Below are 23,751 nucleotides of genomic sequence, written 5' to 3' on the forward strand. Positions count from 1 at the left end.
CCGCCGGAGCCGCGGCTCGAGCCCCCTCAGACGGTCGAGCCGCGGATCTCCAGGCGGGGCGGGACGATGATCTCGCGCCGGGCGGGCTCGCGGCCGTCGATGAGCTCCAGCAGCATCTCGCCGGCGCGGCGCCCCACCTCGCCGAGGTTCATGTCGACCGTGGTCAGCGGCGGGCGGGCGGCCAGGGCCATCACGTCCCAGTTGTCGTAGCCGGTGACCGCGACCTGCTCGGGCACGGCGATGCGCCGCTCGTGCAGCTGGTCCAGGACCCCGCGGGCGATCTGGTCCGAGCCGCAGCACACGGCGTCGACGTCCAGGCCCGAGGCGAGGGCGATGTCGATCGCGCGGCGGCCCCACTCCTCGCTCCAGGTGCCGAACATCGGCTCGCCCACCAGGGCGTCCCCGGCCGTGTCGACGACGGCCTCGGCCCGCACCCGCGCCGAGCGGTGCCGCTGCGGGCCGGTGACGTGGAGGATCCGGGAGCGTCCCAGCGACAGCAGGTGCCGGGCGGCGAGCGCGGCGCCGGCGGCCTCGTCGCTGAGCACCGCGCACTGCTCGGGATCGTCGGGGCGGGTGAAGGCGTAGACCACGGGGATGTCGATGTCGACCCGGGCGCGCTCGTCGGTGGAGCGGCCGGTGACGACCAGGCCGTCCACCCGCCGCCCGCGCAGGGAGCGCACCAGGTGCTCCTCGCGGGCGCGGTCGTCGCGGGTGTCGGAGAGGATCACCGCCATCCGGCCCACGGAGAGGGCGTCCTCCGCCCCCATGAGGATGGGCAGGGTGAAGCGGCCGAAGCTGTCCGTGGTGAGGAACCCGACCGTGTAGGTGCGGCCGCTGGCGAGGCCCCGGCCCCGGGAATCGGGGACGAAGCCCAGGCGATCCGCGACCTCCTGGACGTGACGACGAGTTTCCTCCCGCAGGCTGCCCGTGCCGTTGAGCGCCTTCGAGACGGTTCCGAGCGAGACGCCCGCTGCGCGCGCGACATCGCCGATCTTCACCGTGGCGGGGGACGATGCGCGGGGGGACATGGAAGAACTGTACGCCAGGGCTTGCGCGCCCGGGAGCGGTCGACGCATACTGTGGCGGACGGCAAACGTTTGCCTAGTTTCCGTCCCTGTGCCTCATCGAGGAGGCCCGCCCCGTCCGGAACCCTCCCTGCCCCGCGCCATCGGCCGCCCGAGCCCGCCGGCACCCGCGACCCCTGATGCCGTCCCGACGCCCCCGACGCCCTTGCAGCCCCTGACGCCCTGACGTCCCACCGCATCGATCCCCCGAGGAGCACCCCGCATGACCTCCGCACCATCGACCGCGACCGCCGCCCCGACCACCCGCACCGCCCGGACGGCCCCGCCCGTCGCCCCCACCGCCCCCGTGCGCCTGCGGCCGCTCGCCCCCGGCGACGCCCGCATCACCGGCGGCTTCTGGTCCGTGCGCCAGCAGCGCAACCGCTCCGTCGCCCTGCGCGAGGGGCACGCCAAGCTCGAGGAGTTCGGCACCCTGGACAACTTCCGCATCGCGGCGGGGACCCGGGAGGGCGAGGCCCGCGGGCCGATCTTCCAGGACTCCGACGCCTACAAGTGGCTCGAGGCCGTCGCCTTCGAGATCGGACGCGAGGACGACCCCGAGCTGCGGGAGATGCAGGAGTCCGTGACCGCGGTCGTCGCCTCCGCCCAGGCGGAGGACGGCTACCTCAACAGCGTCCACCAGCTGCGCCACGGGGTCGAGGAGCGGTACACGAACCTCGCCTGGAACCACGAGCTGTACTGCTACGGCCACCTGTTCCAGGCGGCCGTCGCCCAGTCCCGGTGCACCGGCGACGACGCGCTGCTCGAGGTGTCGCTGCGGGCCCTCGACCACCTGGGGAGCGTCTTCGGCCCGGGCCGCCACGAGGGCGTGGCCGGGCACCCCGAGATCGAGATGGCGCTGGTGGAGCTGTACCGGCACACCGGCCGCCGCGACGCCCTGGACCTGGCGCGCTTCCTGCTGGAGCGCCGCGGCCACGGCGCGATCCTCGCCGAGGGGATCCGCGACGCCACCTACTTCTCGGACCGGGTGCCCGTCCGCGAGGCGCGGACCGTCGAGGGCCACGCCGTGCGGGCGCTCTACCTGGCCTCCGGGGTCGCCGACCTCGCGATCGAGGACGGGGACGAGGAGCTCCTGGGCCGCCAGGAGGAGCTGTTCGCGACGATGCTCGCCACCAAGACCTACGTCACCGGCGGCATGGGCTCGCGCTGGGAGGGCGAGGCCTACGGCGACCCCTACGAGCTGGGACCGGACCGCGCCTACGCGGAGACCTGCGCAGGGATCGCGGCCGTGCAGTGGGCGTGGCGCCTGCTGCTGGCCACGGGCCGGGAGCAGTACGCCGACTTCATCGAGCGGGCGCTGTACAACGCGGTCCTGCCGGGGGTGTCGCTGAGCGGCACCGAGTACTTCTACGTCAACGCCCTCCAGCTGCGCTCGCAGGCCCACGCCACCACCGCGACGCAGGCCGTCAACGGCCGCGGCGCCTGGTTCGACTGCGCCTGCTGCCCGCCCAACGTCATGCGCACCCTGGCGAGCCTGGACCAGTACGCCGCCACGGCCGATGCCGAGGGCCTGCAGCTGCACCAGTACGCCGAGGGCGTGTGGACGGCGCGCCTGGGCGAGGAGGCGCTGAGCGTCGAGGTCGCCACCGGCTACCCGCACGCCGGGCAGGTGCGGCTGCGGATCCTGGAGGCCCCGGCCGGCGAGGCGGCGCTCTCCCTGCGCGTGCCCGCCTGGTCCGCATCGGCCGAGCTCGAGGATCGCGAGGGGACCCAGCAGGTGGGCCCGGGGCTGCACACGATCCGCCGGGTGCTCGTCGCCGGCGAGGAGCTGACCCTGCGCCTGGACCTGGGCGCCCGCTTCGTCGGCGCGCCCCACCGCCTGGACGCCTCCCGCGGCGCGGTCGCCCTGGAGCGCGGGCCGCTGGTCTACGCCCTCGAGCAGGTCGACCAGACCGGCCCCGCCCTCGTGGACGATGCGCTGGTGGATCCCGCCGCCCCGGTCGCGGAGCATCCCCTGGAGGATCTCGACGGGGTGGTCGCCCTGGACGTGGCCGGCTGGGCGAGCCCCGCCCCGCAGGTCGACGTGGCCGCGCCGTGGCCCTACCGTCCCGTCGGCGCGACGGCGGCCGTGCCCGGCGCGCCGTGCACCTGGCGGGCGATCCCCTACTACGCCTGGGCGAACCGGGAGGTGGGCCCCATGCGGGTCTGGCTCCCCGCCGCCGGGGCCTGAGCGCAGGATCGACGATGGCGACGATCCGCCCGCGCACCGGCATCCGCCCGCCCGCGCCGCCCCGCGGCGCCCGCCCCTCGCGGCGGTCCCTGCTCGGGATCGCCGCGGCGGGGATCTCGCTGCCGACCGCCCTGAGCGGCTGCAGCTACTTCACGGCCGACACCGACCCCGACGCCCTGCGCTTCACCTTCTGGGGCTCCCCCGAGGAGAAGGACGCCGTCACCTCGGTGATGGACATGTACACCGAGACCAGCGGCGTGACCACGGTGGCCGAGCACATCCCCGGCGACTACGCGACCAAGCTCAACGCCCTGGTCGCCGGGAACATCGAGCCCGACGCCGGCTACCTCCCCGAGGCCATGGCGATGCGCCTGGGCGCCGCCGGCCGCATCGACGACCTCTTCGCGCAGGGCGACCGGTACCCGAAGCTGACCGGGCTCATGCCCAGCGCCGTCCACCAGTGGACGCCGGGGAGCGGGACCATGCAGAGCGCCGTCGAGGTGATCATGCTCTACATCGACCCCGAGGTGTGCGCGGCCGCCGGCGTCGCCCCGCCCACCCGGCTGGACGAGGCCTTCGACCCCGACGGCTTCGTCGCCGCGGCCGATGCCCTCACCGTGGACCGCGAGGGCCGCCACCCCTCGGACCCGGGGTTCGCGCCGCAGAGCATCGAGCGCTACGGCGTCTCCGGCCTCTCCGGCACGCAGAGCCTGTACAACCTGCTGCACTCCAACGGCTGCCCGGTGTTCGACGAGGCGGGCACGCGCTCGCTGTTCTCCACCCCGGAGGCCGTCGAGGTGGTCACCTGGGTGCAGGAGCTCATCCACGAGCACCGGGTGATGCCCAGCCCCGCCCAGATGCAGTCCGTCGGCGGCGACGCCCCCGGCCAGCTGGGATCGGGACGCGTCGCCATGGTCTCGACCGGGCAGTGGGAGCTGCTGAACTTCACCGGCACCGAGATGCCCTACGACGTCGCCGTCCTGCCCAGCTTCGGGCAGCCGGCGGTGATGACGTACTCCGGCGCCAACGCCGTCTTCTCCTCGAGCCCGCGGCTCGAGGAGACCTGGGAGCTCATGAACATGCTCGCCGATCCGGACGTGAACCCCCTGTTCACCAACGGCCTGTGGATGCCGGTGCAGGAGCACTGCTACCGCGACGAGGAGTTCATCGCCCGCTGGACCTCCGGGGAGGTGTACCCGCCCGGCTACCGGGAGGCATGCATCGACGCCACCCGCGAGGCGGCGATCCCCTCCCCGCACTACTCCATCCGGGACTACGACCGCATCGACACCCAGATCGGCAACATCCTCTCGAGCGCCTGGTCGGGCGAGACGCCGGCGCGGGAGGCCTGCGCCGCCCTCGACTCCCAGCTCGAGGGGCTCCTGCAGGGCCGATACGAGGAGGCCGCGCTGTGAGCACCACGACCACCACCCCGCGGGCGGGAGCGGCGACGCCCGCGCCCCCGCCGCCGGCCCCGCGGCGTCGCCGCCGCTCCGGCGTGGAGCGCCTCGAGCGCCGCTGGGGCCCGCTCATGATCGCGCCCGTCGTCCTCGGGTTCCTGCTGTTCACGGTGGGGCCGATGATCGCCTCGGCCGTCATCGGCCTCACCGACTGGAGCATCGGCGGGACGCCCCGCTTCGTGGGGGTCGACAACTTCGTCGAGATCCTCACCGCGGACCCGTACTTCCCGATCTCGCTGCGCCGCACGTTCCTGTACGCCATCATCGCGGTGCCCGGCTCGATGCTCGTCGCCTTCGGGATCGCCGTGCTGCTGAACCAGGACGTGCGCGGCAAGGGCGTGCTGCGCACCATCTTCTACCTGCCGGTGCTGGTGCCGGCGGTGGCCAGCGCCGTGCTGTGGATGTGGATCTACAACCCGGACTTCGGGCTCGCCAACGCCGTGCTGCGGGCCATCGGCCTGCCCACCTCCCTGTGGGTGTTCGGCGAGGGCTCGGCCGTGCCGTCGATCGCGCTGATGGCGGTGTGGGCCTGCGGCAACATGGCGCTCATCTTCGTGGCGGGCCTGCAGGGCGTGCCCCGCTCGCTGTACGAGGCGGCCGAGGTCGACGGCGCCGGCGCCTGGTACAAGCTGCGCCACGTCACCATCCCCTACCTCAGCCCGATCATCCTCTACAACCTCATCACCGGCATGATCGCCGCTTTCCAGGTCTTCGACCAGGCGTTCGTCATGACCGGCGGCGGCCCCAACAACGCGACCCTGTTCTACGTGCTCAACATCTACTACGCGGCCTTCCGCGACGGCCGCCTGGGCTATGCGAGCGCCCTGGCCTGGATCCTGTTCGTGATCGTCGTGATCATCACCGTCATCACCTTCCGCATCGCCCAGCGCGGCGTCTTCTACGAAGGAGGCCGAGCCCGATGAGCACGGTCACGAGCACCCCGCCGGCCCGCGCCGGCGCCCCCCGGTCCGCGCCGACGGGGCCGCAGGACGAGGCCCACCGCCGCATGCGGCGCATCGGCCGGATCGTCGTCCACGTCCTGCTGGCGCTGGGCGGCCTCGCCTCGCTGGCGCCGTTCCTGTGGCTGGTGCGCAGCGCCCTGATGACCGACGAGCAGATGTTCGCCTTCCCGCCCGAGTGGTGGCCCAGCCCCGTCGCCTGGGGCAACTTCTCGGGGGCGCTGCAGACCCAGCCGCTGGGCCTGTACCTCCTGAACACCCTGCTGCTCGAGGTCATCGTGGTGCCGGGGGTGCTGCTGTCGACGTCGCTGGCGGCCTTCTCCCTGGCGCGGATGCGCTGGCCCGGGCGCCGGATCGTGTTCGCCGCGCTCATGAGCAGCCTGCTGCTGCCCGGGGCGGCGACCCTCATCCCCACCTTCGTGCTGTGGCAGCAGCTGGGGGCGCTGAACACCTACTTCCCGCTGACGGTCCCGGCGATCCTCGGCGCCGGCGGGGCGTTCAACATCTTCCTCCTGCGCCAGTTCTTCCTGACCATCCCCAACGACCTCGACGACGCCGCGTACCTCGACGGGGCGAGCCCGCTGTACGTGTACTCCCGGATCGTCCTGCCGCTGTCCAAGCCGGCGCTGATCCTCGTGGGCGTGTTCACGTTCATGGCCACCTGGAACGACCTGTTCAACCCGCTGATCTACATCAGCGACTCGAGCAAGTACACCCTGGCCCTGGGCCTGGCCTCGTTCCAGTCCCTCTACAGCACCGAGTGGGGCTTCCTCATGGCCGCCTCGCTGATGGTGGTCGCCCCGGTGATCGTCGTGTTCTTCTTCGCCCAGCGCTACATCCTCGAGGGCGTCGTGCTGTCGGGGATGAAGGGATGAGCGCGGTGGCCGCGCCGCGGCGCTCCCGCGGGCGCGCCGAGGGCGGATGGACGATGCGGGAGGTCCTCGCCCGCGGGGCCGATGTGGTCGCGCTCGGCATCCTGTGGGCGCTGGCCTGCCTTCCGCTGCTCACGGCGCTCGCCGCGACGTCGGCGCTGTGCGCGGTCGTGCTTGCCTGGCGGCGCGGGCTCGCGGTCTCGGTGCGCGGGGTCTTCGGCGCGGCCCTCCGACGTGCGCTGGGAGCGGGGCTGCGCGGGCAGCTGATCCTGCTGGCCCCGGCGGCCGTCGGCACGGTGGATCTGCTGTGGGTCGCGGCGACGTCGCCGCCGATGCTCCCCGCCGCGGCGGCGACGGCCGCCGGCGTGCTCGCCCTGGGCGGCAGCTGCGCAGTCGGCGCCCGGTTCTGCGCCCTGCTGGGCCGGGCGGCGCTCGATGCCGATCGCGGAGAGCGGGACCCGCAGTCCCTGGGCCGCGCCCGGCCGATCCTGCGGGAGGCGGCCCTGGACTGCGCCGCGCACCCCGTCCGCACCGCCGGCGCGGTCGCCGCGATGGTCGTGGTCGCGACGGCAGTGCTGACCGTCCCGGTGCTGCTGCCGCTGGGCGCCGCCGCGCTGGCGATGATCGCCGCCGGCCCGCCCCGCGCCCGCGCCGCATCCCGCGCGTAGCCCGCGACGGGGCCCGTCCCCCGGGGCGGCCCCCGAGAGGGAACCTCCAGAGGCGGGCCCGGGCCGGCACCTCCAGGGGCGCGCCCGGGGCGGCACCTCCAGTGGCGGCCCTCCGGAGGCGGCGCCCTCCGCGAGATGTCATTCTGCGTCGCTTCGGACCCCGCTGAAGCGACGCAGATTGACATCCCGCGGAAGGACCGGGACTTTGCCGCCCGTCGGCGGGCTCGAACCGGTCGGGCCCGGTGGGTCCGGTCGGGCTCGCTGGGTCCGGTCGGGCTCGGTGGGTCGGGTGGGGCCCGAGGTCCGGTCAGGCCCGCTGGGCTGCAGGCACGGGCGCGAGGTCGGGCGCGAGGTCGGGCGCGAGCAGCGGGGCGAGCAGCGGGGCGACGCGATCGGCGACGATGATCGCCCCGTCGATCGAGAAGTGGGTGTCGTCGACCAGGCCGTCGGGCCGCAGGGGGCTCTCGCCCGGGGCCATCCGCCCGAACAGGCGCTGCGAGCCCTCCTCGCCCAGGTCCAGGATCAGCGCCCGGGTCTCGGCATGGAGGTCCAGGACCGGGACGTCGAGCGTGCGGCCCAGCTCGTGCACGGCGCGGGGGTAGTCGCCGTGGGTCTCGAGCAGTCGGCCCTCGGCGTAGTGGCGCCGGGCCACCGGGGTGCACAGCACGGGCTGCGCCCCGCGCTCGCGGACCTCGTGGATCATCCGCGCGAGGTGGGCGGTGTAGCCGCCGGCGGCGTCGAGGTCGGCGTGCTTCTGGTCGTTGTGGCCGAACTGGAGGATCACCGTGTCCCCCGCCGTCGTCCCGCCGAGCAGGGCGCCCCAGAGCCCCTCCTCCCGGTGGCTGCGGGTGGTGGCGCCGTTCCTGGCGAGGTCGACCACGTGCACGGGCCCCTCCCCCGGCGGGAGCAGGGCGTTCAGCGCCGCCCCGAGGTGCGCGCCCCAGCCGCACAGCGGGAACTCGGGGGCGACGTACGGGGCGACGGTCGAATCCCCGGCCAGCAGCACGCGGCGCCGGCGCGCGGGGCGCTCCGGGCCGCTCATCGGGCGCTCTCCGCGGCCGGGTCCTCGCTCGGCGCGGGGCAGGCGGCCAGCAGCCGGGCGACATCGGCGGCATCGGCCGCGCGGTCCAGCACCCCGGCGACGATGTCGAACTCGACCGAGCCGCCCAGCGGCAGCGAGTACGGATGGTCCCAGGCGAGGGCGGAGCCGGCGCCGACGTAGTCGGTGGCGCGCACGAACCAGGGGTCCAGGCGCCCCTGGGCCTGCTCGTCCTGCACCAGGATCAGGCTGGTCCAGGCGTCGCCGTGGCGGCGCTGGATGATGACGTAGGCGCCGCGGGAGCCGTTGGCGGCGGCCTCGCCCTCGCCCTCCTCGACGAGCACACGGGTCTCGTCGGCATCGGGCAGGCGCCAGAAGAAGCCGCCGTAGCCGGCGCCCACGCGGCCGCGGTTCGCGGGGCTGGCGAAGGTGACGGGCTCGGCATCGGCCCGCAGACGGCTGCGCCAGCGCAGCGCCCAGCCCTCCTCCTCCGGCAGCAGGAACGCGCACAGGCGGCGCTGCTCGAGCAGCAGGTCGCGGCCGTCGTGGCCGTGCCAGCGCACCGGCTGGAGGAGGTCCCGGCCCCCGGCCTCGACCTCGGCCGCGCCCAGGACCTGGCGGCCATGGTTGGCCAGCAGGGTCGAGCCGCGGCCCTCGACGTAGGTGCGCCCGCCCCAGTAGGTGGTGCCGTTGACGTCGGGGCTGCACATGGACACGCCGTAGTGGTGGCGATGGTCGGTGGGGTTGGTGCCGGTCATGGCGATGCCGGCGAGGGTGCGCACGGGGTGCAGGTGCGGGCGGGGGCTGTGCACGGGCGTCATCCCCGCGCCGCTGGCCTGCGCGGCCACCAGGCGGTCGCCCAGCCTGAGCGTCCATTCCTCGCCGTCGAGCTCCCAGCCGAGCCGCTGGCCGAGGGCGCCGTCGGCCGCGGCCGGAGCGCCCGGGGCGGCGCGGTCGCCGCCGAGCACGCGCGCCGGCGGGACCCGACCGGTGCTGTCGCCGACCACGAGCTGCGGGGGCAGCACGAGATCGGGCTCGCTCATGCCGGGCAGCGTGCCGCCGCCCTCGGCCCCGCCGGTGATGCGACGCAGCAGCAGCGCCCAGGCCTCGGCGCCGATGTCGCGCTGGCGCTGGCCGACGGTGGTCAGCGAGGGCACCGCGAAGCGGGCGAGGTCGATCCCGTCGAATCCGGTCACCGACACGTCCCCGGGGACGTTGACGCCGATCTCGTTGAGCCGGGCCAGCACCCCGAAGGCGACGAGGTCGTTGAAGGCGAGCAGCGCGGTCGCGCCCGAGGCGAGCGCGCCGTCGGCGGCCTGGTACCCGGCCGACATGCTCGAGCCGCAGTCCAGGGTGCGGATCCGGGCCCCGGGCACGCTCATGCTCGCCGTCTCCAGCGCCTGGCGACGGATCCGGTTGGCGACGCTCCCCTCGGGGCCGGACAGGAACAGGAAGTCCCGGTGCCCGTAGGCCTCGAGGTGCTCGATGAGCAGCGTCATGCCCTGGGCGTAGTCCACGCGGATGGTGGCCACGTCCGGCACGGTGGTGCGGCGGTTGATGAGGACCACCGGCGCGACCTGGGCGAGCAGCTCGCGCAGGGTCTCGTCGCCGGTGCGCGGGGAGGCCACCACCACGGCGTCGCAGCGGTTGCGGGCCTCGCGCACGACCTCGGCCTCGCGGCGCACGTCCCCGGCCTCGGCGACCAGGACGCTGTAGCCGTCGCGCTCGGCGGCCTGCTGCAGCCCGCGCAGGATCGTCTGGAACATGGGGTTGCCGAGGTCCGGGACGACCAGGGCGATGGTCATGGTGCGCCCGGTGGACAGGTTCCGGGCGGTGAGGTTCGGGCGGTACTGCAGGCGCTCGGCGGCCTGGCGCACCCGCTCGCCGATGTCCGCCGCGACCGTGCTGCGGCCGTTGAGCACGCGCGAGACCGTCGCCCGGGAGACGCCCGCCTCCTCGGCGACCTGGGTGATCGTCGGCCCGCTTCCACCTCGCGGCATCATGCATCACGTCCTTCGCGTCGCACCTGGACGGGTCCGAAGCTCGCCGCCCGCGCGGAGAGGTCCTCGCGGACGGGCCCTGCACCGGCGGCGAACAGGCCGATCTCGGCGCCGATCCAGTGCCCTTCCATGGCCTGCCATTGTGTCAGCAGGGTGCGGCCCGCGCCGGTGATGCCGATGCGGCCGGCCGCGTCGACGTCCAGCCGCAGGTGGACGGACGTCTCCCGGCGCGGATCCGCGCTCAGGTCCACGGCGGCGACCTCGACCTCGTCGGCCTGGTCCGCGGCCATGGTCCGGGCCACCAGGCGCACCCCGGCGGGGCTGCGCTCCAGGCCCGCCCAGGCGTAGTTCCGCCCCAGCACGATCAACCCCGCGCGCTCGGCATCGGGCCCGACCTCCTGATCGGGGCCCAGGCCGGGCAGGGTCAGCTCGACCTCCCAGGTGCTGGGCCTGCCCGGGATCTGCTGGCCCAGCACGGCGCCGTGGTCGCGCAGGTCGCCGCGCGGGCTGGGGGCGAAGGCCAGCCGCAGGCGGCCGTCGCCGGCGAGGCGGGACCAGCCCGGCTGCGGGTTCGCCTGCCAGTGCCAGCGGGGGTGGAGGACCGTGGCGGAGAAGTCGTCGGAGCGGATCGGCTCGGTGTACTCCCCGCCGTCCTCGTCGACGGGGACGAGCGCGACGGGGCGGCCGCGCACGTCGTCGATCGGCTCGCCCATCCGCGGCCAGCCGTCCTCGCCCATGGTGACCGGCTGGACATGGACCACGCGGCCGAAGACGCCGCGGTCCTGGAAGTGGAGGAACCAGCGCGAGCCGTCCTCGTCCTCGACGAGGGCGCCCTGGTGCGGGCCGTTGACATCGCTGTCGCCCTGCTCGAGGACGATCCGGTGCTCGTAGGGGCCGTGCACGTCCGGGGCCCGGAAGACGACCTGGTGGCCGGTGGCGACCCCGCCCGCCGGGGCGTAGATCCAGGTCCAGCCGTCGTGGCGGTACGCCTTGGGGCCCTCGAGGGTCGTCATGCCCAGCGCGTCGCCGTCGATGATCACCTCGCCGGCGCCGAGCGGGGCGGTGAGGTCGGGGGTGACCTCGACGAGGGTGAGACGGTTCTTCACGCCGGCCCGGGAGCGCGCCCAGCCGTGAACGAGGTAGGCGCGGCCGTCCTCATCCCACACCGGGCAGGGGTCGATGAGCCCGCGGCCGGGCAGCAGGGTCCACGGCGCGCTCCAGGGGCCCGCGGGGTGCGGGGCCGAGAGCACGAGGATCCCGTGGTCGGGGTCGGGATAGACGATGTAGTAGGTCCCGGCGTGCTCGCGGAGGCTGGGCGCCCACACCCCGCTGCCCCGGCGCGGCAGCGCGTAATGGTCCTGCGGCGGCAGGGCCGGCAGGGCGTTGGTGACGTGCTCCCAGGTGACGAGATCCTCCGAGCGCAGCACCGGCAGCCCCGGAGCGCGGTGGAAGCTCGAGGCGATCATCCAGAACGCGCCCTCGGCACGGATGGCATCGGGGTCGGGCCAGTCCGCGTCGAGGACCGGGTTGGAACGGCGGTGCATGCTGACTCCTTCGCCAGGGGGTGCGGGGACCGCCGGCGCGGGCGCCCCGGGGGTGCCACGGCCGCGAGCGACGTGGGAAACGTACTCAGGAACCGGTTTCTCGCAGCGATCGGGACCGACTGTAGCAGGCGCCCGCGGGGCGGTCGAGAGCAGCCTCCGCACCCCCTCCAGAACGGCCCGACAGCGCCCTCCGCGACCGATATCGCATCGTGATCACGCCGCTGACCTGCGTATTGACTGCAGACCGCGGGTCGACCTCCCCTTCACCGGGCACCGGATCGCCGCGCAGCGTTGACATGACGCGGCCCACACCGCACACTGGTCGCCACACGGGAGACCGGTTTCTCATCGGCCCTGTGTTCCCGAACTCGACGAGGAGCAAGGAAGGCCGATGACGGCAGAGAGATCGATCGCGCCCCCCAGCGGTGCCGTCGCGACGACCCCCGCACCGACCGGGCGTCCGGACCGGCCCGCACTGCGCGTCCGGCCCGTCCGCACCCGGATCTGGCAGCAGCGCACGCTGTACCTCATGGCGCTGCCGGGCATCGCCTACTTCCTGGTGTTCAAGTACGTCCCGATGGGCGGGCTGGTGATCGCCTTCCAGGACTACAAGCCGTTCCTCGGCATCCTGGAGAGCCCCTGGGTGGGGCTGGAGCACTTCGTGCGCCTGTTCACCGAGGACACCTTCTGGATGCTGCTGCGCAACACGCTGGTGCTCTCGCTGCTGCTGATGGTGATCTCGTTCCCGGTGCCGATCATCCTGGCGCTGCTGCTCAACGAGGTGCGCACCAAGCTCTTCCAGCGCAGCATCCAGACGATCATCTACATCCCCCACTTCATGTCGTGGGTGATCGTCGTGTCGATCTTCTACGTCATGCTCACCACCGACGGCGGGGCGATCAACGAGCTCATCGCCGCGCTCGGCGGGAAGCCGATCGGCTTCCTCACGGATCCGGACTGGCTGCGGCCGATGTACGTCTTCCAGCACATCTGGCGCACCGCCGGCTGGGGCACCATCGTCTACCTCGCCGCCCTGACCGCCGTGGACCCGAACCTCTACGAGGCCGCGGAGATCGACGGCGCCAACCGCTGGAAGCAGACCTGGCACATCACGCTGCCGGCGATCCGCGCGACCATCATCGTGCTGTTCATCCTGTCGATCGGCGACTTCCTGGAGCTCGGCTTCGAGCACATGTTCCTGCTGCTGAACTCGATGAACCGCGAGGTCGGCGAGATCTTCGATACGTACGTGTACACCGCCGGCATCCAGAACGGACAGCTGTCCTATGCGACCGCGGTGGGCCTGTTCAAGGGCCTGGTGGGGCTCATCCTCGTGATGATGGCGAACTCCCTGGCCAAGAAGCTCGGCGAGGAAGGCGTGTACTGACCGGCCCGCGCCGGCAGGAGGTGCCCCCATGCTCTTCTCCTTCGAACAGTTCGCGACCCTGAACCGCTGGCTCGGCGGGTTCTGGCGGATCATCTGGCTGAACGTGCTGTGGACGCTGGTGACCGTGCTCGGTCTGGGCGTGCTCGGGTTCGGCCCCGCCAGCTACGCCCTGGCCGCCTACCTGGACCGCTGGTTCCGCCACGGCGAGACCCCGCCGCCGGCCCGTGCCGTCTGGCGCAGCCTGCGCACCCAGGGCATCCGGCCGATGCTCATGGGCTGGGTGCTGCTGGGCGCCGGCGCCGTGATCGGCGTGAACCTGCTCAGCCTCACCGACTGGTACCTGCGGGCGGCGAACCTCGCGGCCCTCGGGGCCCTGCTGATGATCGGCTGCTACGTCTTCTTCGTCATGGCCGCCACGGACGTGACCGGAATCCGCCGCCAGATCACCACGGCGCTGCTGCTGGGCATCGGCTCCCTGCACTGGAGCATCCTCGCCGCCGTCGGGGTCGCGATCAGCTGGGCGCTCATGCTCCGCTTCGCCGTCCCGCTGTTCCCCCTGCTCGGCATCGCCCTGCCCGCCGTCGCCGTCGCCGCGATCCTGCGCGGCGCGCTGCCGGCCCCCGACCAGAACGACACCCTGCGGCGCGACGACGCGTCCGCCTCCGGCCCGATCCGAACCGCGGACCGGGCAGCCCCCTCTCCGGAAGGAACCCCGGCATGATCCAGCGCAGAACCCTCCTGACGTCCCTGCCCGCCGCCGCCCTCGGCGCCGCCGCTCTCAGCGCCTGCGGCTCGGGCGGCTCCGGATCCGGCGGCTCCGGCGGCAGCGGCGGCACCCTCACCTGGATGTCGATGCTGCACACCCCCACCACACCCGATGCCGACGGCCCCGTCATGACCGGGCTGGCGGAGCTCACCGGCGTCGACTTCGAGTTCCAGTGGGTGCCAGACGCCTCCAAGGAGGAGAAGATCAACGCGGCGCTCGCCTCCGGCTCGCTCGCGGACATCAACACCCTCAACCAGGGCATGGCCTCGGTGCGCGAGCCGCTGAAGTCCGGCCTGTTCTGGGACGTCGAGCCGCATCTGGCGGACTACCCGAACCTCGCTGCGATCGACCCGCGCATCATCGACGCGGCTCGCCTGGACGGCACGCTCTACGGCGTGCCCTTCCAGAAGCCGATGGCCCGCTACGGCGTGCTGGTGCGGCAGGACTGGCTGGACCGCCTGGGCCTCGAGGTCCCCCACACCATCGAGGAGCTCGAGGCGGTCGCGAAGGCCTTCGCCGAGGGCGACCCCACCGGCACCGGCGCGAAGGTCACCGGCTTCATCGACCGCCAGGAGAGCTTCGCGGTCGGCTTCCGCTCCCTGGCCGGCTACTTCGGCGCCGGGGACCGCTTCCAGCTGGACGAGGCCTCCGGCCAGCTGATCCCCGCCGCGATCAGCGAGCCGTGGAAGCAGGCCATGGAGTGGTACCGCGGCGTCTACGAGGCCGGCGGCGTCAACCAGGAGTTCGTGACCGTCCAGAAGCAGAACCAGCAGCAGGCGATCGCCCAGGACAAGGGCGGCATCGTCGTCACCGGCCTGTTCGAGGCCAAGAACTACGTCAGCCTCGCCGAGTCGATCAGCCCCGACACCGAGGTGCGGTGGACGCTGATCAACGACATCACCTACGCCGACGTCCCCCGCCGCATCGTCTCGGACACCTCCGGCGGCATGGGCGGGCTGATGGCCTTCAACTCCCGGACCCTCAAGAGCGAGGAGGACCTCGCCCGGGCCCTCACCCTCATCGACGCCCTCCTCGACGAGCCGGCCTTCCAACTCATGACCAACGGCGTCGAGGGCACCCATTTCGAGCAGGACGCCGACGGGGTCATCAGCATCATCGACCAGACGGCCTGGGAGCAGCAGGTCCAGCCGTACTCGAGCTCGCGCCCCTCCGACCAGGTGGTGCAGTACAAGTCCTCCAACGAGTACGTGAACCTCGCCAACCAGATGATGGCGGAGAACGACGAGTTCGCGGTCACGAACCCGGCCCAGTCCCTCTCCTCGGAGACCTACGACGCCCAGTGGTCCACGATCGAGCAGGGCCTGAACGACGCCTACAACACCTTCATCACCGGCCAGTCCACGATGGCCGACTACGAGGCGACCGTCGAGACCCTGCGCGGCCAGGGCCTGGACGACATCATCGCCGAGCTCACCGAGGCCTACGAGGCCGTGAACTGACGCCCCCGCGTCCCGCTCCGCCCGTCCCCCTCGCAGAAAGCAGCCCCCGATGATCTCTCGTCGACACGTCCTGTCCTCCCTCCCCCTGGCCGCCGCCGGCGCCGCCGGCCTGTCCGCCTGCGGCTCCGGGAGCTCCGGCGGCACCGGGGGCGACGGCTCCCGTCCCCTGACCTGGATGTCGGTGCTGCACACGCCGACCACCCCGCAGGCCGGCGGCCCGGTCGAGAAGGGCCTGCAGGAGAGCACCGGGCAGAGCTTCGAGCTCCAGTGGGTCCCGGCGGCGTCCTGGGAGGAGAAGATCAACGCGGTGCTCGCCTCCGGCGACATCGCCGACATCACCACCAACATCTCCTGGAACACCTCCTCCGTGCGCCAGGCGCTGAGCTCGGGGATGTTCTGGGAGGTCGAGGACCTCCTGGCCGACTACCCGAACCTCGCGGCGATCAACCCCACCACCCTGGACGCCGGCCGCATCGACGGCGTGCTCTACGGGGTGCCGATGGTCAAGGAGGTCGCGCGGTACGGCGTGCTGGTGCGGCAGGACTGGCTGGACCGCCTGGGCCTGGAGGTCCCGCACACCATCGAGGAGCTCGAGGCCGTGGCGAAGGCCTTCGCCGAGGGCGACCCCACCGGCACCGGCGCGAAGGTCACGGGGTTCATCGACCGCCAGGAGAGCTTCGGCGTCGCCTTCCGGACCCTGGCCGGCTACTTCGGGGCGGGCGACCGCTTCCAGCTGGACGAGGCCTCCGGGCAGCTGATCCCCGCCGCGATCAGCGAGCCGTGGAAGCAGGCCATGGAGTGGTACCGCGGCGTCTACGAGGCCGGCGGCGTGAACCAGGAGTTCATCACCACGCAGAAGCAGAACCAGCAGCAGGCCATCGCCCAGGACAAGGGCGGCATCGTCGTCACCGGCCTGTTCGAGGCCAAGAACTACGTCAGCCTCGCCGAGTCGATCAGCCCCGACACCGAGGTGCGGTGGACGCTGATCAACGACATCACCTACGCCGACGTGCCCCGCCGCATCGTCTCGGACACCAACGGCGGGATGGGCGGCCTGTTCTCCTTCTCCACGCAGACCCTGCCCGAGGAGGCCGACGTGCGAGGCGCCCTGGCGCTGATGGACGCCCTGCACGAGGAGCCGAACTTCCAGCTCATGACCAACGGCGTCGAGGGCACCCACTTCGCGTTCGACGACGAGGGGGCGCTCGAGATCATCGACCAGGCCCTGTGGGAGCAGCAGGTCCAGCCCTACAACGGCTCGCGGCCGTCGTACCTGGTGGAGCTGTACAAGTCCACCAACGACTACGTGAACCTCGCCCACGAGATGATGGCCGAGAACGAGGAGTTCGTCGTCACCAACCCCGCGCAGCAGCTGACCTCCGCGACCTTCGACCGCTCGTGGTCCACCATCGAGCAGGCGCTCAGCGATTCGTACAGCACGTTCATCATGGGCCAGACCACGATGGCCGACTACGAGGCCACCATCGAGACCCTGCGCGGCCAGGGTCTGGACGACGTCATCGCCGAGTACACCGAGGCCTACGAGGCGGTGCAGGGATGACGCTCCTGACCGCCGAGGCACCGGCCGCCGGCTCGCTCGTCACCGAGCAGCTCCAGCGGGAGATCGACGACGCCGCCGCCCGCGGCGGCGGGCGCGTGAGCGTGGGCCCCGGGGTGCACCGCACCGGCTCCCTGCGCCTGCGCTCCGGCGTCGAGCTGCACCTCGAGGCCGGCGCCCTGCTGCAGTTCGTCGCCCACCCCGACCTGTACCCGATCGTCACCGCCCGCTGGGAGGGCTCGCCCCGCGAGATCCACGCCCCCTGCCTGTACGCCCACGGCGAGCGCGACGTCGCGATCACGGGGCTGGGCACCATCGACGGCGGCGGGCAGGCGTGGTGGGACGCCTTCCGCGACCCGGCGACCCGCCTGCCGAACCCGCGGCCCACGCTGATCGGCCTGCACGAGTGCGAGCGGGTGGTGGTGCGCGACGTGAGCCTGCGCAACTCCCCCGCCTGGACCGTGCACCCGGCCCTGTGCGACCAGGTCACCATCTCCGGGATCAGCATCCGCAACCCGGCGGACTCCCCCAACACCGACGGCATCGACCCCGAGTCCTGCCGCTCCGTGAGGATCCACGACTGCCATATCGACGTCGGCGACGACTGCATCGCCGTCAAGGCCGGCACCGAGCACGCCGGAACCCAGGTGGCCTGCGAGAACATCATCATCTCGCACTGCACGATGGTGCACGGGCACGGCGGGGTGGTCCTGGGCAGCGAGATGAGCGGCGACGTGCGCAACGTCGTCATCACCGGCTGCGTGTTCCAGTCCACGGACCGCGGGATCCGCCTGAAGACGCGCCGCGGCCGCGGCGGCGTGATCGAGAACCTGCGGGTGTCGAACATCGTCATGGACGACGTGCTGTGCCCGATCACCGTGAACCCGTTCTACTTCTGCGGCGAGGAGGGCAAGCTCCCCCACGTGGGCGACCGCGCGGCCCGCACGGTCGACGCGGGGACCCCGCGCATCCGCGGACTGCACCTGGCCCACCTCACCGCGACCCGCGTGCACGCCAGCGCCGGGCACGTGTTCGGGCTGCCGGAGGCGCCGCTCGTGGACCTCACCATCGAGGACCTCTCGGTCTCCTTCACGGCCGATGCCGCCCCGGGCACCCCGGAGATGGCCGCGGGCCTGGGCCCGGTCGCCCGGGAGGGGCTGCGCCTGGGGCATCTGCGCGGCGCGCACCTGTCGCGGATCCGCGTGCAGGGCGCCGCCGGGGAGGCCCTGGTCGCGCAGGACTGCCCGGATCTGCACGCCGAGGTGATCGAGAGGTGACCACCATGACCGACCGTCCCGCCCCGCGGCCGTCCGCCGCTCCCGGGCCCGCCCCGCGGATGCGCCGCACCCTCGAGATCGTCCTGGTCTGCCTCGGCATCGCCGGGTCGCTGGTGCTCATGGGCGGCTTCACGCTCGTGATCAACACGATCGACCAGGCCACCTTCGCCGAGGCCGTGATGCCCTCGCTCGTGGGCGAGAGCGCCGACGCGGCCGAGGCCTACGCCTCCGCCCGCACCCTCGCCGCCTGGTTCGGCATCTCCCTGGTGGTGCTGCTGCTGGTCAGCGCCGCCGGGCTGGCGCTGACCCGGATGCGGCCGCACCGCCGCAGCACCGGGCTGCTGTTCCTCGTGGCCGGGCTGGTGTGCCTGCTGGGCAGCCAGCTGGTCCTGTTCCCGATCGCATTCCTGTTCTTCGCGGCCGCCGCGCTGTTCGCGCTGCGTCCCGTTCCCGAGGGGAGCCTCCGATGACCTCCATCTCCGCCGATGCGACCCCTGTGGCCGTCCCGGACGCCGCGATCCGGCCCGAGGAGCCGCGGCCCGCGCCCCCGCGGCGGACCTCCCGCCCGGGGCGCCCCCGCACCCCCGGCGAGAAGGTCTTCGCGGTGGTCAACGGCGTGGTCCTGACCTCCTTCGCGCTGATCTGCCTGATCCCGTTCGTGCACGTGATCGGCAGCTCCTTCGCGACCCCCGGCGAGCTCGCGACCCGCAACTTCGTGCTGATCCCGCGCGAATGGTCGCTGGCGGCCTACCGCTACATCCTCTCCACGCCGACGATCTTCCGGGCCATGGGCGTCTCGGTGTTCGTCACCGTGGTCGGCACCTTCCTCAGCCTGCTGGTGACCTCGATGATGGCCTACGCCCTGTCCAAGCCCGGGCTGCTGGGCCGGCGCTGGATCAACTTCCTGGTCATCTTCACGATGCTGTTCAGCGGCGGCATGATCCCGACCTTCATCGTCGTCTCGAAGCTGGGGCTGCTGGACTCGCTGTGGTCGCTGATCCTGCCGGTGACGGTGAACGCCTTCAACCTCGTGATCATGCGGAACTTCTTCCAGGGCATCCCGGCGAGCCTCGAGGAGGCCGCGCGGATCGACGGCTGCAGCGAGGTGGGCGTGTTCGCCCGGATCGTGCTGCCGCTGTCCCTGGCCTCGATCGCGACCATCGGCCTGTTCTACGCCGTGACCTACTGGAACACGTACATGGGCGCCGTCCTGTTCATCAACGACTCCTCGAAGTGGCCGATCCAGGTGCTGCTGCGCCAGGTCGTCATCGTCTCCAGCGGCATGAACGCCGATGCCACCGTCGTGGACGTCGTCCCGCCCGCCCAGAGCGTGAAGATGGCCGTCATCGCCGTGGCGACCTTCCCGATGCTCATGGTCTACCCCTTCGTCCAGCGCTTCTTCGTCAAGGGCGCCATGATCGGCTCCGTCAAGGGCTGATCGACGAAGGCTCCGGCCGGAGGAGGTGCGAGGAACGAGCGCCTCCGCAGGCCGGTGCCGAGGAGATCAGCCAGAGGAGCAGGGCTGACCCGCCGCCGCGCCCCGCCCCAGCCCAGAGCCCCAGCCCCAGCCCCAGCCCCAGCCCAGAGCCCCAGCTCCGGTCCCGAGCCCCAGCCCCGGTCCTCCGGGACCGCTCGTCGTCCCCTCCCCTCCGCGCCGCGCCTCGCTCGCCGTGCGCAGCGCCGCGCCCCGCGGCGCCCCCGCCCTTCCCCACCCCCTGATGGACCGACAGATCAAGGAAGATCATGCATTCCATTGCCCGCCGTCACCTCCCTGTCCTCCTCGGAGCCGCCGCCGGGGGCGCCGCCCTCACGGCATCGGCCCTCACCGCCCGTCCCGCCCAGGCCGACCCCGGGGGCGACACCGCCTCGCAGGCCCGCGGACTGCTGCGTCGCATGCGCGTGGACCAGGACGCGACCACGGCCGACGGGCCCGTCTGGTCGCCGCTCGCGACGGGCTTCGCCGGGGTGCCCGGCGAGGACCTGCCCGACGGCGCCGTCGGCGGGCTCGGCGGCGAGATCATCACCGTGACCACCGCGGCGCAGCTCGCCGAGGCGATCGCCCGGACCGAGCCGACCGTCGTCCTCGTCGACGGCTCCCTGACCATCGAACCCTTCGGGGCGAACCTCAAGGTCGCGGGCGACACGAGCATCCTCGGGGTGGGCCGCGGCGCGGAGATCGTCGGCGGCGGGCTCCACCTGGACCGGGTGCGCAACGTCGTGATCCGCAACCTCACGTTCCGCGACTCCTACGTCGCCGGGGACTGGGACGGGAAGGCCGACCACAACGACAACGACGGCATCCGCGTGGACACCTCGCGCCACGTATGGATCGACCACTGCGAGTTCGCGCGGCTCGGCGACGGGCAGGTCGACATCCGCAAGGACTCGCGCGAGGTCACCGTCTCCTGGTCGATCTTCCGCGACCACAACAAGACCCTCGGCGTGGGCTGGACGGACAACGTCGTCACCACGCTGACGCTGCACCATCTGTGGTTCTCCAGCACCTACCAGCGCAATGCGAGCATCGACAACGTCCTGCACGGGCACGTGTACAGCTGCCTGCTGCAGGGCCAGACCCACTACGGGATGATGTCGCGCGGCGCCTCGTCGCTGCTGGTCGAGCAGTGCGTGTTCGAGGACGGCGAGGACGCCCTGGTCGCGAAGGACCCGGACTCGCGCATCGACTCGCGCCACAACCGCTTCACCGCGATCCGCGGGCGCAAGGACCACACCGGGGCGACCTTCGAGGCCTCCGACCACTACGCCTACGTCGCCGACTCCCGCGACGAGGTCCCCGCCCTCGTGCCCGCGCACGCCGGGCCGCACGCCCGGAAGGAGAGGACCGGCCGGCGGATCCGGGTCGCCCTGGACGGCAGCGGGGACGTGGCGAGCCTCGGCGCGGCCGTCGGCGCCGCCTGGCGCAGCCCCCACCCCGTGGAGATCATCGTCGAGCCCGGGATCTACCGGGAGGTGGTCCGGGTCTGGCCGGGCTGCGAGGGCCTGGTGATCCGCGGCGCCACCGGCGAGGCGACCGATGTGGTGCTCACCTACGACCTCGCGGCCGGGACGGACAAGTTCTACGGCGGCGACTTCGGCGGCACCGGCGCGGCGACCCTCGCGGTGCTCTCGGACGACGTCACCGTCCGGGACCTCACCGTCGAGAACGGCTACGACGAGGCCCTGCACGGCGGATCGCAGGCGCAGGCCCTGCGCACCGTCGGCGATCGGATCGTGCTGGACGGGGTGCGGCTGCTGGGCAACCAGGACACCTTCCTCGGCGAGTCCGTCTCCAAGGGGGTCGTGGCCCGCGTGTACGTGCGCGACTCCTTCGTCGACGGCGACGTGGACTTCATCTACGGCCGGGCCACGATGGTCTTCGACGGCTGCGAGATCCGCTCCTACGACCGCGGCGCCGGCCCCGGCGGCAACAACGGCTACGTCGCCGCCCCGGCGACCGCGCAGGACACCTTCGGGATCCTGTTCACCGGCTGCGAGTTCACCTCCTCCGCGGCCGATGGGACCGTGCACCTGGGCCGGCCCTGGCATCCCTCCAGCGACCCGAACGTCGAGCCGTCCTGCGTGGTGCGCGACTCCCACCTGGGCGCGCACATCCGCACGCCCGCCTGGTCGGACATGAGCGGCTGGCCCTGGCAGGACGACTTCCTGCGCGAGCACGCCAACACCGGCCCCGGGGCGGTGCCCGCCGGCGGGGACACGACCGGCCGCCCGCAGCTGACGCCCGAGGAGGCCGCCGTCCACACCCGCGAGACCTACCTGCGCGGCGACGACAACTGGACGCCCTGGGCCTGACCGGCCATCGGGCCGGCGCTCCCCGGGAACGCCGGCCCGCCCCCCACCCCCGAGAAGACCCGAGAAGACCCGACGAGACCCGACGATCAAGGACGATCATGAGCCCCGCTCCCTCCTCCCCTGCCTCCTCTTCCTCCGACTCCGTCCCCGCCCCCGCCCTGACCCGCCGGCGGTTCCATGCCCTGCTCGGCTCCGCGGCCGGTGCCGCCGCCCTCGCCGCGATCGCCGCACCGGCCCTCGCCGCGCCGGCGGCGCCCTCGGGCCCGGACCCGGCCGGCGGCCCCCGCGCGACGGCGCAGGACCTGCTGCGTCGCATGCGCGTGGACCGCGACGCCGCCACCGCCGACGGCCCCGTGTGGTCGCCCGTGGCGACGGGCTTCGCCTCCGTGCCCTCCCCCGCGCTGCCCGAGGGCACCACCGGCGGGCTGGGCGGGCCGGTGCTCACCGTCCGCACCGCGGAGGAGTTCGCCGCGGCCGTCGCCGCCGAGGGTCCCGCCGTCGTCCTGGTGGAGGGCACGATCGTGTTCGCCCCCGGCACCATGACGGACGTCTCCGCGCACACGAGCATCCTCGGCGTCGGCGCCGGGGCGGAGATCGTCGGCGGCGGGATCCGCCTGCTGCACGTCTCGAACGTCATCATCCGCAACCTCACGTTCCGCGACTCGTACGTCGCCGGGGACTGGGACGGGAAGTTCGACGACAACGACAACGACGGCATCCGCGTGGACACCTCGGACCACGTGTGGATCGACCACTGCGAGTTCGCGCGCCTCGGCGACGGGCAGGTCGACATCCGCAAGGACTCGCGCGAGGTCACCCTGTCGTGGTCCGTGCTGCGCGACCACAACAAGACCCTCGGCGTGGGCTGGACCGACAACCTCGTGACCACCCTGACCATCCACCACGTCCGCTTCTCGAACGTGCACCAGCGCAACGGGAGCATCGACCAGGTGCGCATCGGCCACGCCTACAACGTGTGGCTGGCGGGGGCGAGCTCCTACGGGATGGCCTCGCGCGGGGCGACCCAGCTGCTCATCGAGCACAGCGTCTTCGAATCCGTGCGCAACCCCATCGGCCTGTCCAGCCCCGAGTCCCGCGTCGCCCAGAACGGCAATCTGCGCGAGGGCTGCTGGGGAAAATGGGAGGACAACGGCATCGACGTCGACCCGGCCGATCACTACGACTACGCCCTGGACCCCGTGGATGCGGTGCGGGACCTGCTGACCGCCCACGCCGGCCCGCGCACCCGGCGCGAGCTGGTGCCGCGCACCCTGCACGTCGCCCAGGACGGCAGCGGGGACATGCTCTCCGTGCACGCCGCGATCGGCGCGGCCTGGTGCAGCCCCCACCCGGTGGAGATCGTCGTCCACCCCGGCGTCTACCGGGAGGTGCTCACGGTGTGGCCGGGCTGCGACTCCCTGGTGATCCGCGGCGCCAGCGGGGACCCGGCCGATGTCACCCTCACCTACGACAAGCCGGCCACGGACTGGGCCACCGTCACGGTGCTCGCCGGTGCGGTCACCCTGGCCGCGCTCACCCTCGAGAACGCGTACGACGAGGCCGCGCACGGGGACCGGCCCGCGTTCCCGCTGCGCTCGGTCGACGACTCGCTGACCCTGCAGGACGTCGTCCTGATCGGCGGCCCGCACGAGATCTCGGACCCCCGCGCATGAGCGCCCGGCCCCCTGCCCCGCAC

18 protein-coding genes are annotated in these 23,751 nt (G+C 72.8%); 14 read left to right on the forward strand and 4 right to left on the reverse strand.

The genetic code is table 11. The annotated features are described in order from the left end of the window. Positions 1 to 26: 26 nt before the first annotated feature. Positions 27 to 1,028 carry a LacI family DNA-binding transcriptional regulator gene (locus ABD234_RS13865; protein ID WP_344357302.1) on the reverse strand — a complete coding sequence of 334 codons (1,002 nt, stop codon included), beginning with the start codon at positions 1,026 to 1,028 and terminating at the stop codon, positions 27 to 29. Positions 1,029 to 1,287: 259 nt separating this feature from the next. Here ABD234_RS13865 and ABD234_RS13870 point away from each other — a divergent pair, with 259 nt between their 5' ends. From ABD234_RS13870 to ABD234_RS13890, 5 genes are read left to right on the forward strand one after another with little or no spacing between them, the layout of a single operon-like run. Continuing rightward, entirely contained in the window at positions 1,288 to 3,255 is a 1,968-nt protein-coding gene (locus ABD234_RS13870; RefSeq protein ID WP_344357304.1) for a glycoside hydrolase family 127 protein, read from the forward strand. Between the two features lie 14 nt (positions 3,256 to 3,269). Beyond that, complete coding sequence (locus ABD234_RS13875; RefSeq protein ID WP_344357306.1) at positions 3,270 to 4,670, forward strand: extracellular solute-binding protein; 1,401 nt, start codon at positions 3,270 to 3,272, stop codon at positions 4,668 to 4,670. Beyond that, entirely contained in the window at positions 4,667 to 5,638 is a 972-nt protein-coding gene (locus ABD234_RS13880) for a carbohydrate ABC transporter permease (protein ID WP_344357309.1), read from the forward strand. The genes ABD234_RS13875 and ABD234_RS13880 overlap by 4 nt, the downstream gene beginning before the upstream one ends. Continuing rightward, entirely contained in the window at positions 5,635 to 6,549 is a 915-nt protein-coding gene (locus tag ABD234_RS13885; RefSeq protein WP_344357312.1) for a carbohydrate ABC transporter permease, read from the forward strand. Before ABD234_RS13880 ends, ABD234_RS13885 begins: the two co-directional genes overlap by 4 nt. Further along, on the forward strand, positions 6,546 to 7,214 hold the full coding sequence (locus ABD234_RS13890) for a DUF624 domain-containing protein (protein WP_344357315.1): 669 nt from the start codon (positions 6,546 to 6,548) through the stop codon (positions 7,212 to 7,214). The genes ABD234_RS13885 and ABD234_RS13890 overlap by 4 nt, the downstream gene beginning before the upstream one ends. A gap of 307 nt (positions 7,215 to 7,521) precedes the next feature. Here the strand turns inward: ABD234_RS13890 and ABD234_RS13895 are convergent, their stop codons facing one another. Genes ABD234_RS13895 through ABD234_RS13905 form a run of 3 tightly spaced genes read right to left on the reverse strand, consistent with a single transcriptional unit; the run spans position 7,522 to position 11,797 of the window. Continuing rightward, positions 7,522 to 8,256, reverse strand: a complete 735-nt coding sequence (locus ABD234_RS13895) for a rhamnogalacturonan acetylesterase (protein WP_344357318.1) — start codon at positions 8,254 to 8,256, stop codon at positions 7,522 to 7,524. Next, positions 8,253 to 10,256 carry a DUF6807 family protein gene (locus ABD234_RS13900; protein WP_051486993.1) on the reverse strand — a complete coding sequence of 668 codons (2,004 nt, stop codon included), beginning with the start codon at positions 10,254 to 10,256 and terminating at the stop codon, positions 8,253 to 8,255. Before ABD234_RS13900 ends, ABD234_RS13895 begins: the two co-directional genes overlap by 4 nt. Then, complete coding sequence (locus tag ABD234_RS13905; RefSeq protein ID WP_344357321.1) at positions 10,253 to 11,797, reverse strand: glycoside hydrolase family 43 protein; 1,545 nt, start codon at positions 11,795 to 11,797, stop codon at positions 10,253 to 10,255. Before ABD234_RS13905 ends, ABD234_RS13900 begins: the two co-directional genes overlap by 4 nt. 391 nt (positions 11,798 to 12,188) lie before the next feature. On the opposite strand from ABD234_RS13905, the gene ABD234_RS13910 reads away from it, so the two are divergent. From ABD234_RS13910 to ABD234_RS13950, 9 genes are all read left to right on the forward strand, one after another. Further along, positions 12,189 to 13,184, forward strand: a complete 996-nt coding sequence (locus ABD234_RS13910; RefSeq protein ID WP_084148570.1) for an ABC transporter permease — start codon at positions 12,189 to 12,191, stop codon at positions 13,182 to 13,184. A 28-nt stretch (positions 13,185 to 13,212) separates the two neighbouring features. Beyond that, positions 13,213 to 13,905 carry a YesL family protein gene (locus ABD234_RS13915; RefSeq protein ID WP_344357325.1) on the forward strand — a complete coding sequence of 231 codons (693 nt, stop codon included), beginning with the start codon at positions 13,213 to 13,215 and terminating at the stop codon, positions 13,903 to 13,905. Beyond that, entirely contained in the window at positions 13,902 to 15,410 is a 1,509-nt protein-coding gene (locus tag ABD234_RS13920; protein WP_051486994.1) for an extracellular solute-binding protein, read from the forward strand. The genes ABD234_RS13915 and ABD234_RS13920 overlap by 4 nt, the downstream gene beginning before the upstream one ends. Positions 15,411 to 15,459: 49 nt before the next feature. Beyond that, on the forward strand, positions 15,460 to 16,971 hold the full coding sequence (locus tag ABD234_RS13925) for an extracellular solute-binding protein (protein ID WP_344357329.1): 1,512 nt from the start codon (positions 15,460 to 15,462) through the stop codon (positions 16,969 to 16,971). Beyond that, positions 16,968 to 18,245, forward strand: a complete 1,278-nt coding sequence (locus ABD234_RS13930; protein ID WP_344357332.1) for a glycoside hydrolase family 28 protein — start codon at positions 16,968 to 16,970, stop codon at positions 18,243 to 18,245. Before ABD234_RS13925 ends, ABD234_RS13930 begins: the two co-directional genes overlap by 4 nt. Before the next feature lie 5 nt (positions 18,246 to 18,250). Next, positions 18,251 to 18,715 (forward strand): hypothetical protein, encoded by a 465-nt coding sequence (locus ABD234_RS13935; protein ID WP_344357335.1) that lies wholly within the window; start codon positions 18,251 to 18,253, stop codon positions 18,713 to 18,715. Beyond that, a complete protein-coding gene (locus tag ABD234_RS13940) occupies positions 18,712 to 19,683 on the forward strand; it encodes a carbohydrate ABC transporter permease (RefSeq protein ID WP_084148571.1) in 972 nt (323 codons plus the stop codon). Before ABD234_RS13935 ends, ABD234_RS13940 begins: the two co-directional genes overlap by 4 nt. 305 nt (positions 19,684 to 19,988) lie before the next feature. Further along, on the forward strand, positions 19,989 to 22,055 hold the full coding sequence (locus ABD234_RS13945) for a pectinesterase family protein (RefSeq protein WP_344357338.1): 2,067 nt from the start codon (positions 19,989 to 19,991) through the stop codon (positions 22,053 to 22,055). A 98-nt stretch (positions 22,056 to 22,153) separates the two neighbouring features. Further along, positions 22,154 to 23,728: a pectate lyase family protein gene (locus tag ABD234_RS13950; RefSeq protein ID WP_344357340.1), complete on the forward strand. Its 1,575-nt coding sequence runs from the start codon at positions 22,154 to 22,156 to the stop codon at positions 23,726 to 23,728. Positions 23,729 to 23,751 lie beyond the last annotated feature (23 nt).

Source organism: Brachybacterium phenoliresistens, assembly GCF_039530785.1.
GTDB classification, from domain to species: domain Bacteria; phylum Actinomycetota; class Actinomycetes; order Actinomycetales; family Dermabacteraceae; genus Brachybacterium; species Brachybacterium phenoliresistens.

Coding starts and splice junctions, on each gene's coding strand:
- ABD234_RS13940 (WP_084148571.1), top strand. CDS start 18,712: ATGACCTCCATCTCCGCCGATGCGACCCCTGTGGCCGTCCCGGACGCC.
- ABD234_RS13930 (WP_344357332.1), top strand. CDS start 16,968: ATGACGCTCCTGACCGCCGAGGCACCGGCCGCCGGCTCGCTCGTCACC.
- ABD234_RS13920 (WP_051486994.1), top strand. CDS start 13,902: ATGATCCAGCGCAGAACCCTCCTGACGTCCCTGCCCGCCGCCGCCCTC.
- ABD234_RS13925 (WP_344357329.1), top strand. CDS start 15,460: ATGATCTCTCGTCGACACGTCCTGTCCTCCCTCCCCCTGGCCGCCGCC.
- ABD234_RS13945 (WP_344357338.1), top strand. CDS start 19,989: ATGCATTCCATTGCCCGCCGTCACCTCCCTGTCCTCCTCGGAGCCGCC.
- ABD234_RS13915 (WP_344357325.1), top strand. CDS start 13,213: ATGCTCTTCTCCTTCGAACAGTTCGCGACCCTGAACCGCTGGCTCGGC.
- ABD234_RS13900 (WP_051486993.1), bottom strand. CDS start 10,256: ATGATGCCGCGAGGTGGAAGCGGGCCGACGATCACCCAGGTCGCCGAG.
- ABD234_RS13895 (WP_344357318.1), bottom strand. CDS start 8,256: ATGAGCGGCCCGGAGCGCCCCGCGCGCCGGCGCCGCGTGCTGCTGGCC.
- ABD234_RS13910 (WP_084148570.1), top strand. CDS start 12,189: ATGACGGCAGAGAGATCGATCGCGCCCCCCAGCGGTGCCGTCGCGACG.
- ABD234_RS13885 (WP_344357312.1), top strand. CDS start 5,635: ATGAGCACGGTCACGAGCACCCCGCCGGCCCGCGCCGGCGCCCCCCGG.
- ABD234_RS13935 (WP_344357335.1), top strand. CDS start 18,251: ATGACCGACCGTCCCGCCCCGCGGCCGTCCGCCGCTCCCGGGCCCGCC.
- ABD234_RS13890 (WP_344357315.1), top strand. CDS start 6,546: ATGAGCGCGGTGGCCGCGCCGCGGCGCTCCCGCGGGCGCGCCGAGGGC.
- ABD234_RS13870 (WP_344357304.1), top strand. CDS start 1,288: ATGACCTCCGCACCATCGACCGCGACCGCCGCCCCGACCACCCGCACC.
- ABD234_RS13905 (WP_344357321.1), bottom strand. CDS start 11,797: ATGCACCGCCGTTCCAACCCGGTCCTCGACGCGGACTGGCCCGACCCC.
- ABD234_RS13865 (WP_344357302.1), bottom strand. CDS start 1,028: ATGTCCCCCCGCGCATCGTCCCCCGCCACGGTGAAGATCGGCGATGTC.
- ABD234_RS13875 (WP_344357306.1), top strand. CDS start 3,270: ATGGCGACGATCCGCCCGCGCACCGGCATCCGCCCGCCCGCGCCGCCC.
- ABD234_RS13950 (WP_344357340.1), top strand. CDS start 22,154: ATGAGCCCCGCTCCCTCCTCCCCTGCCTCCTCTTCCTCCGACTCCGTC.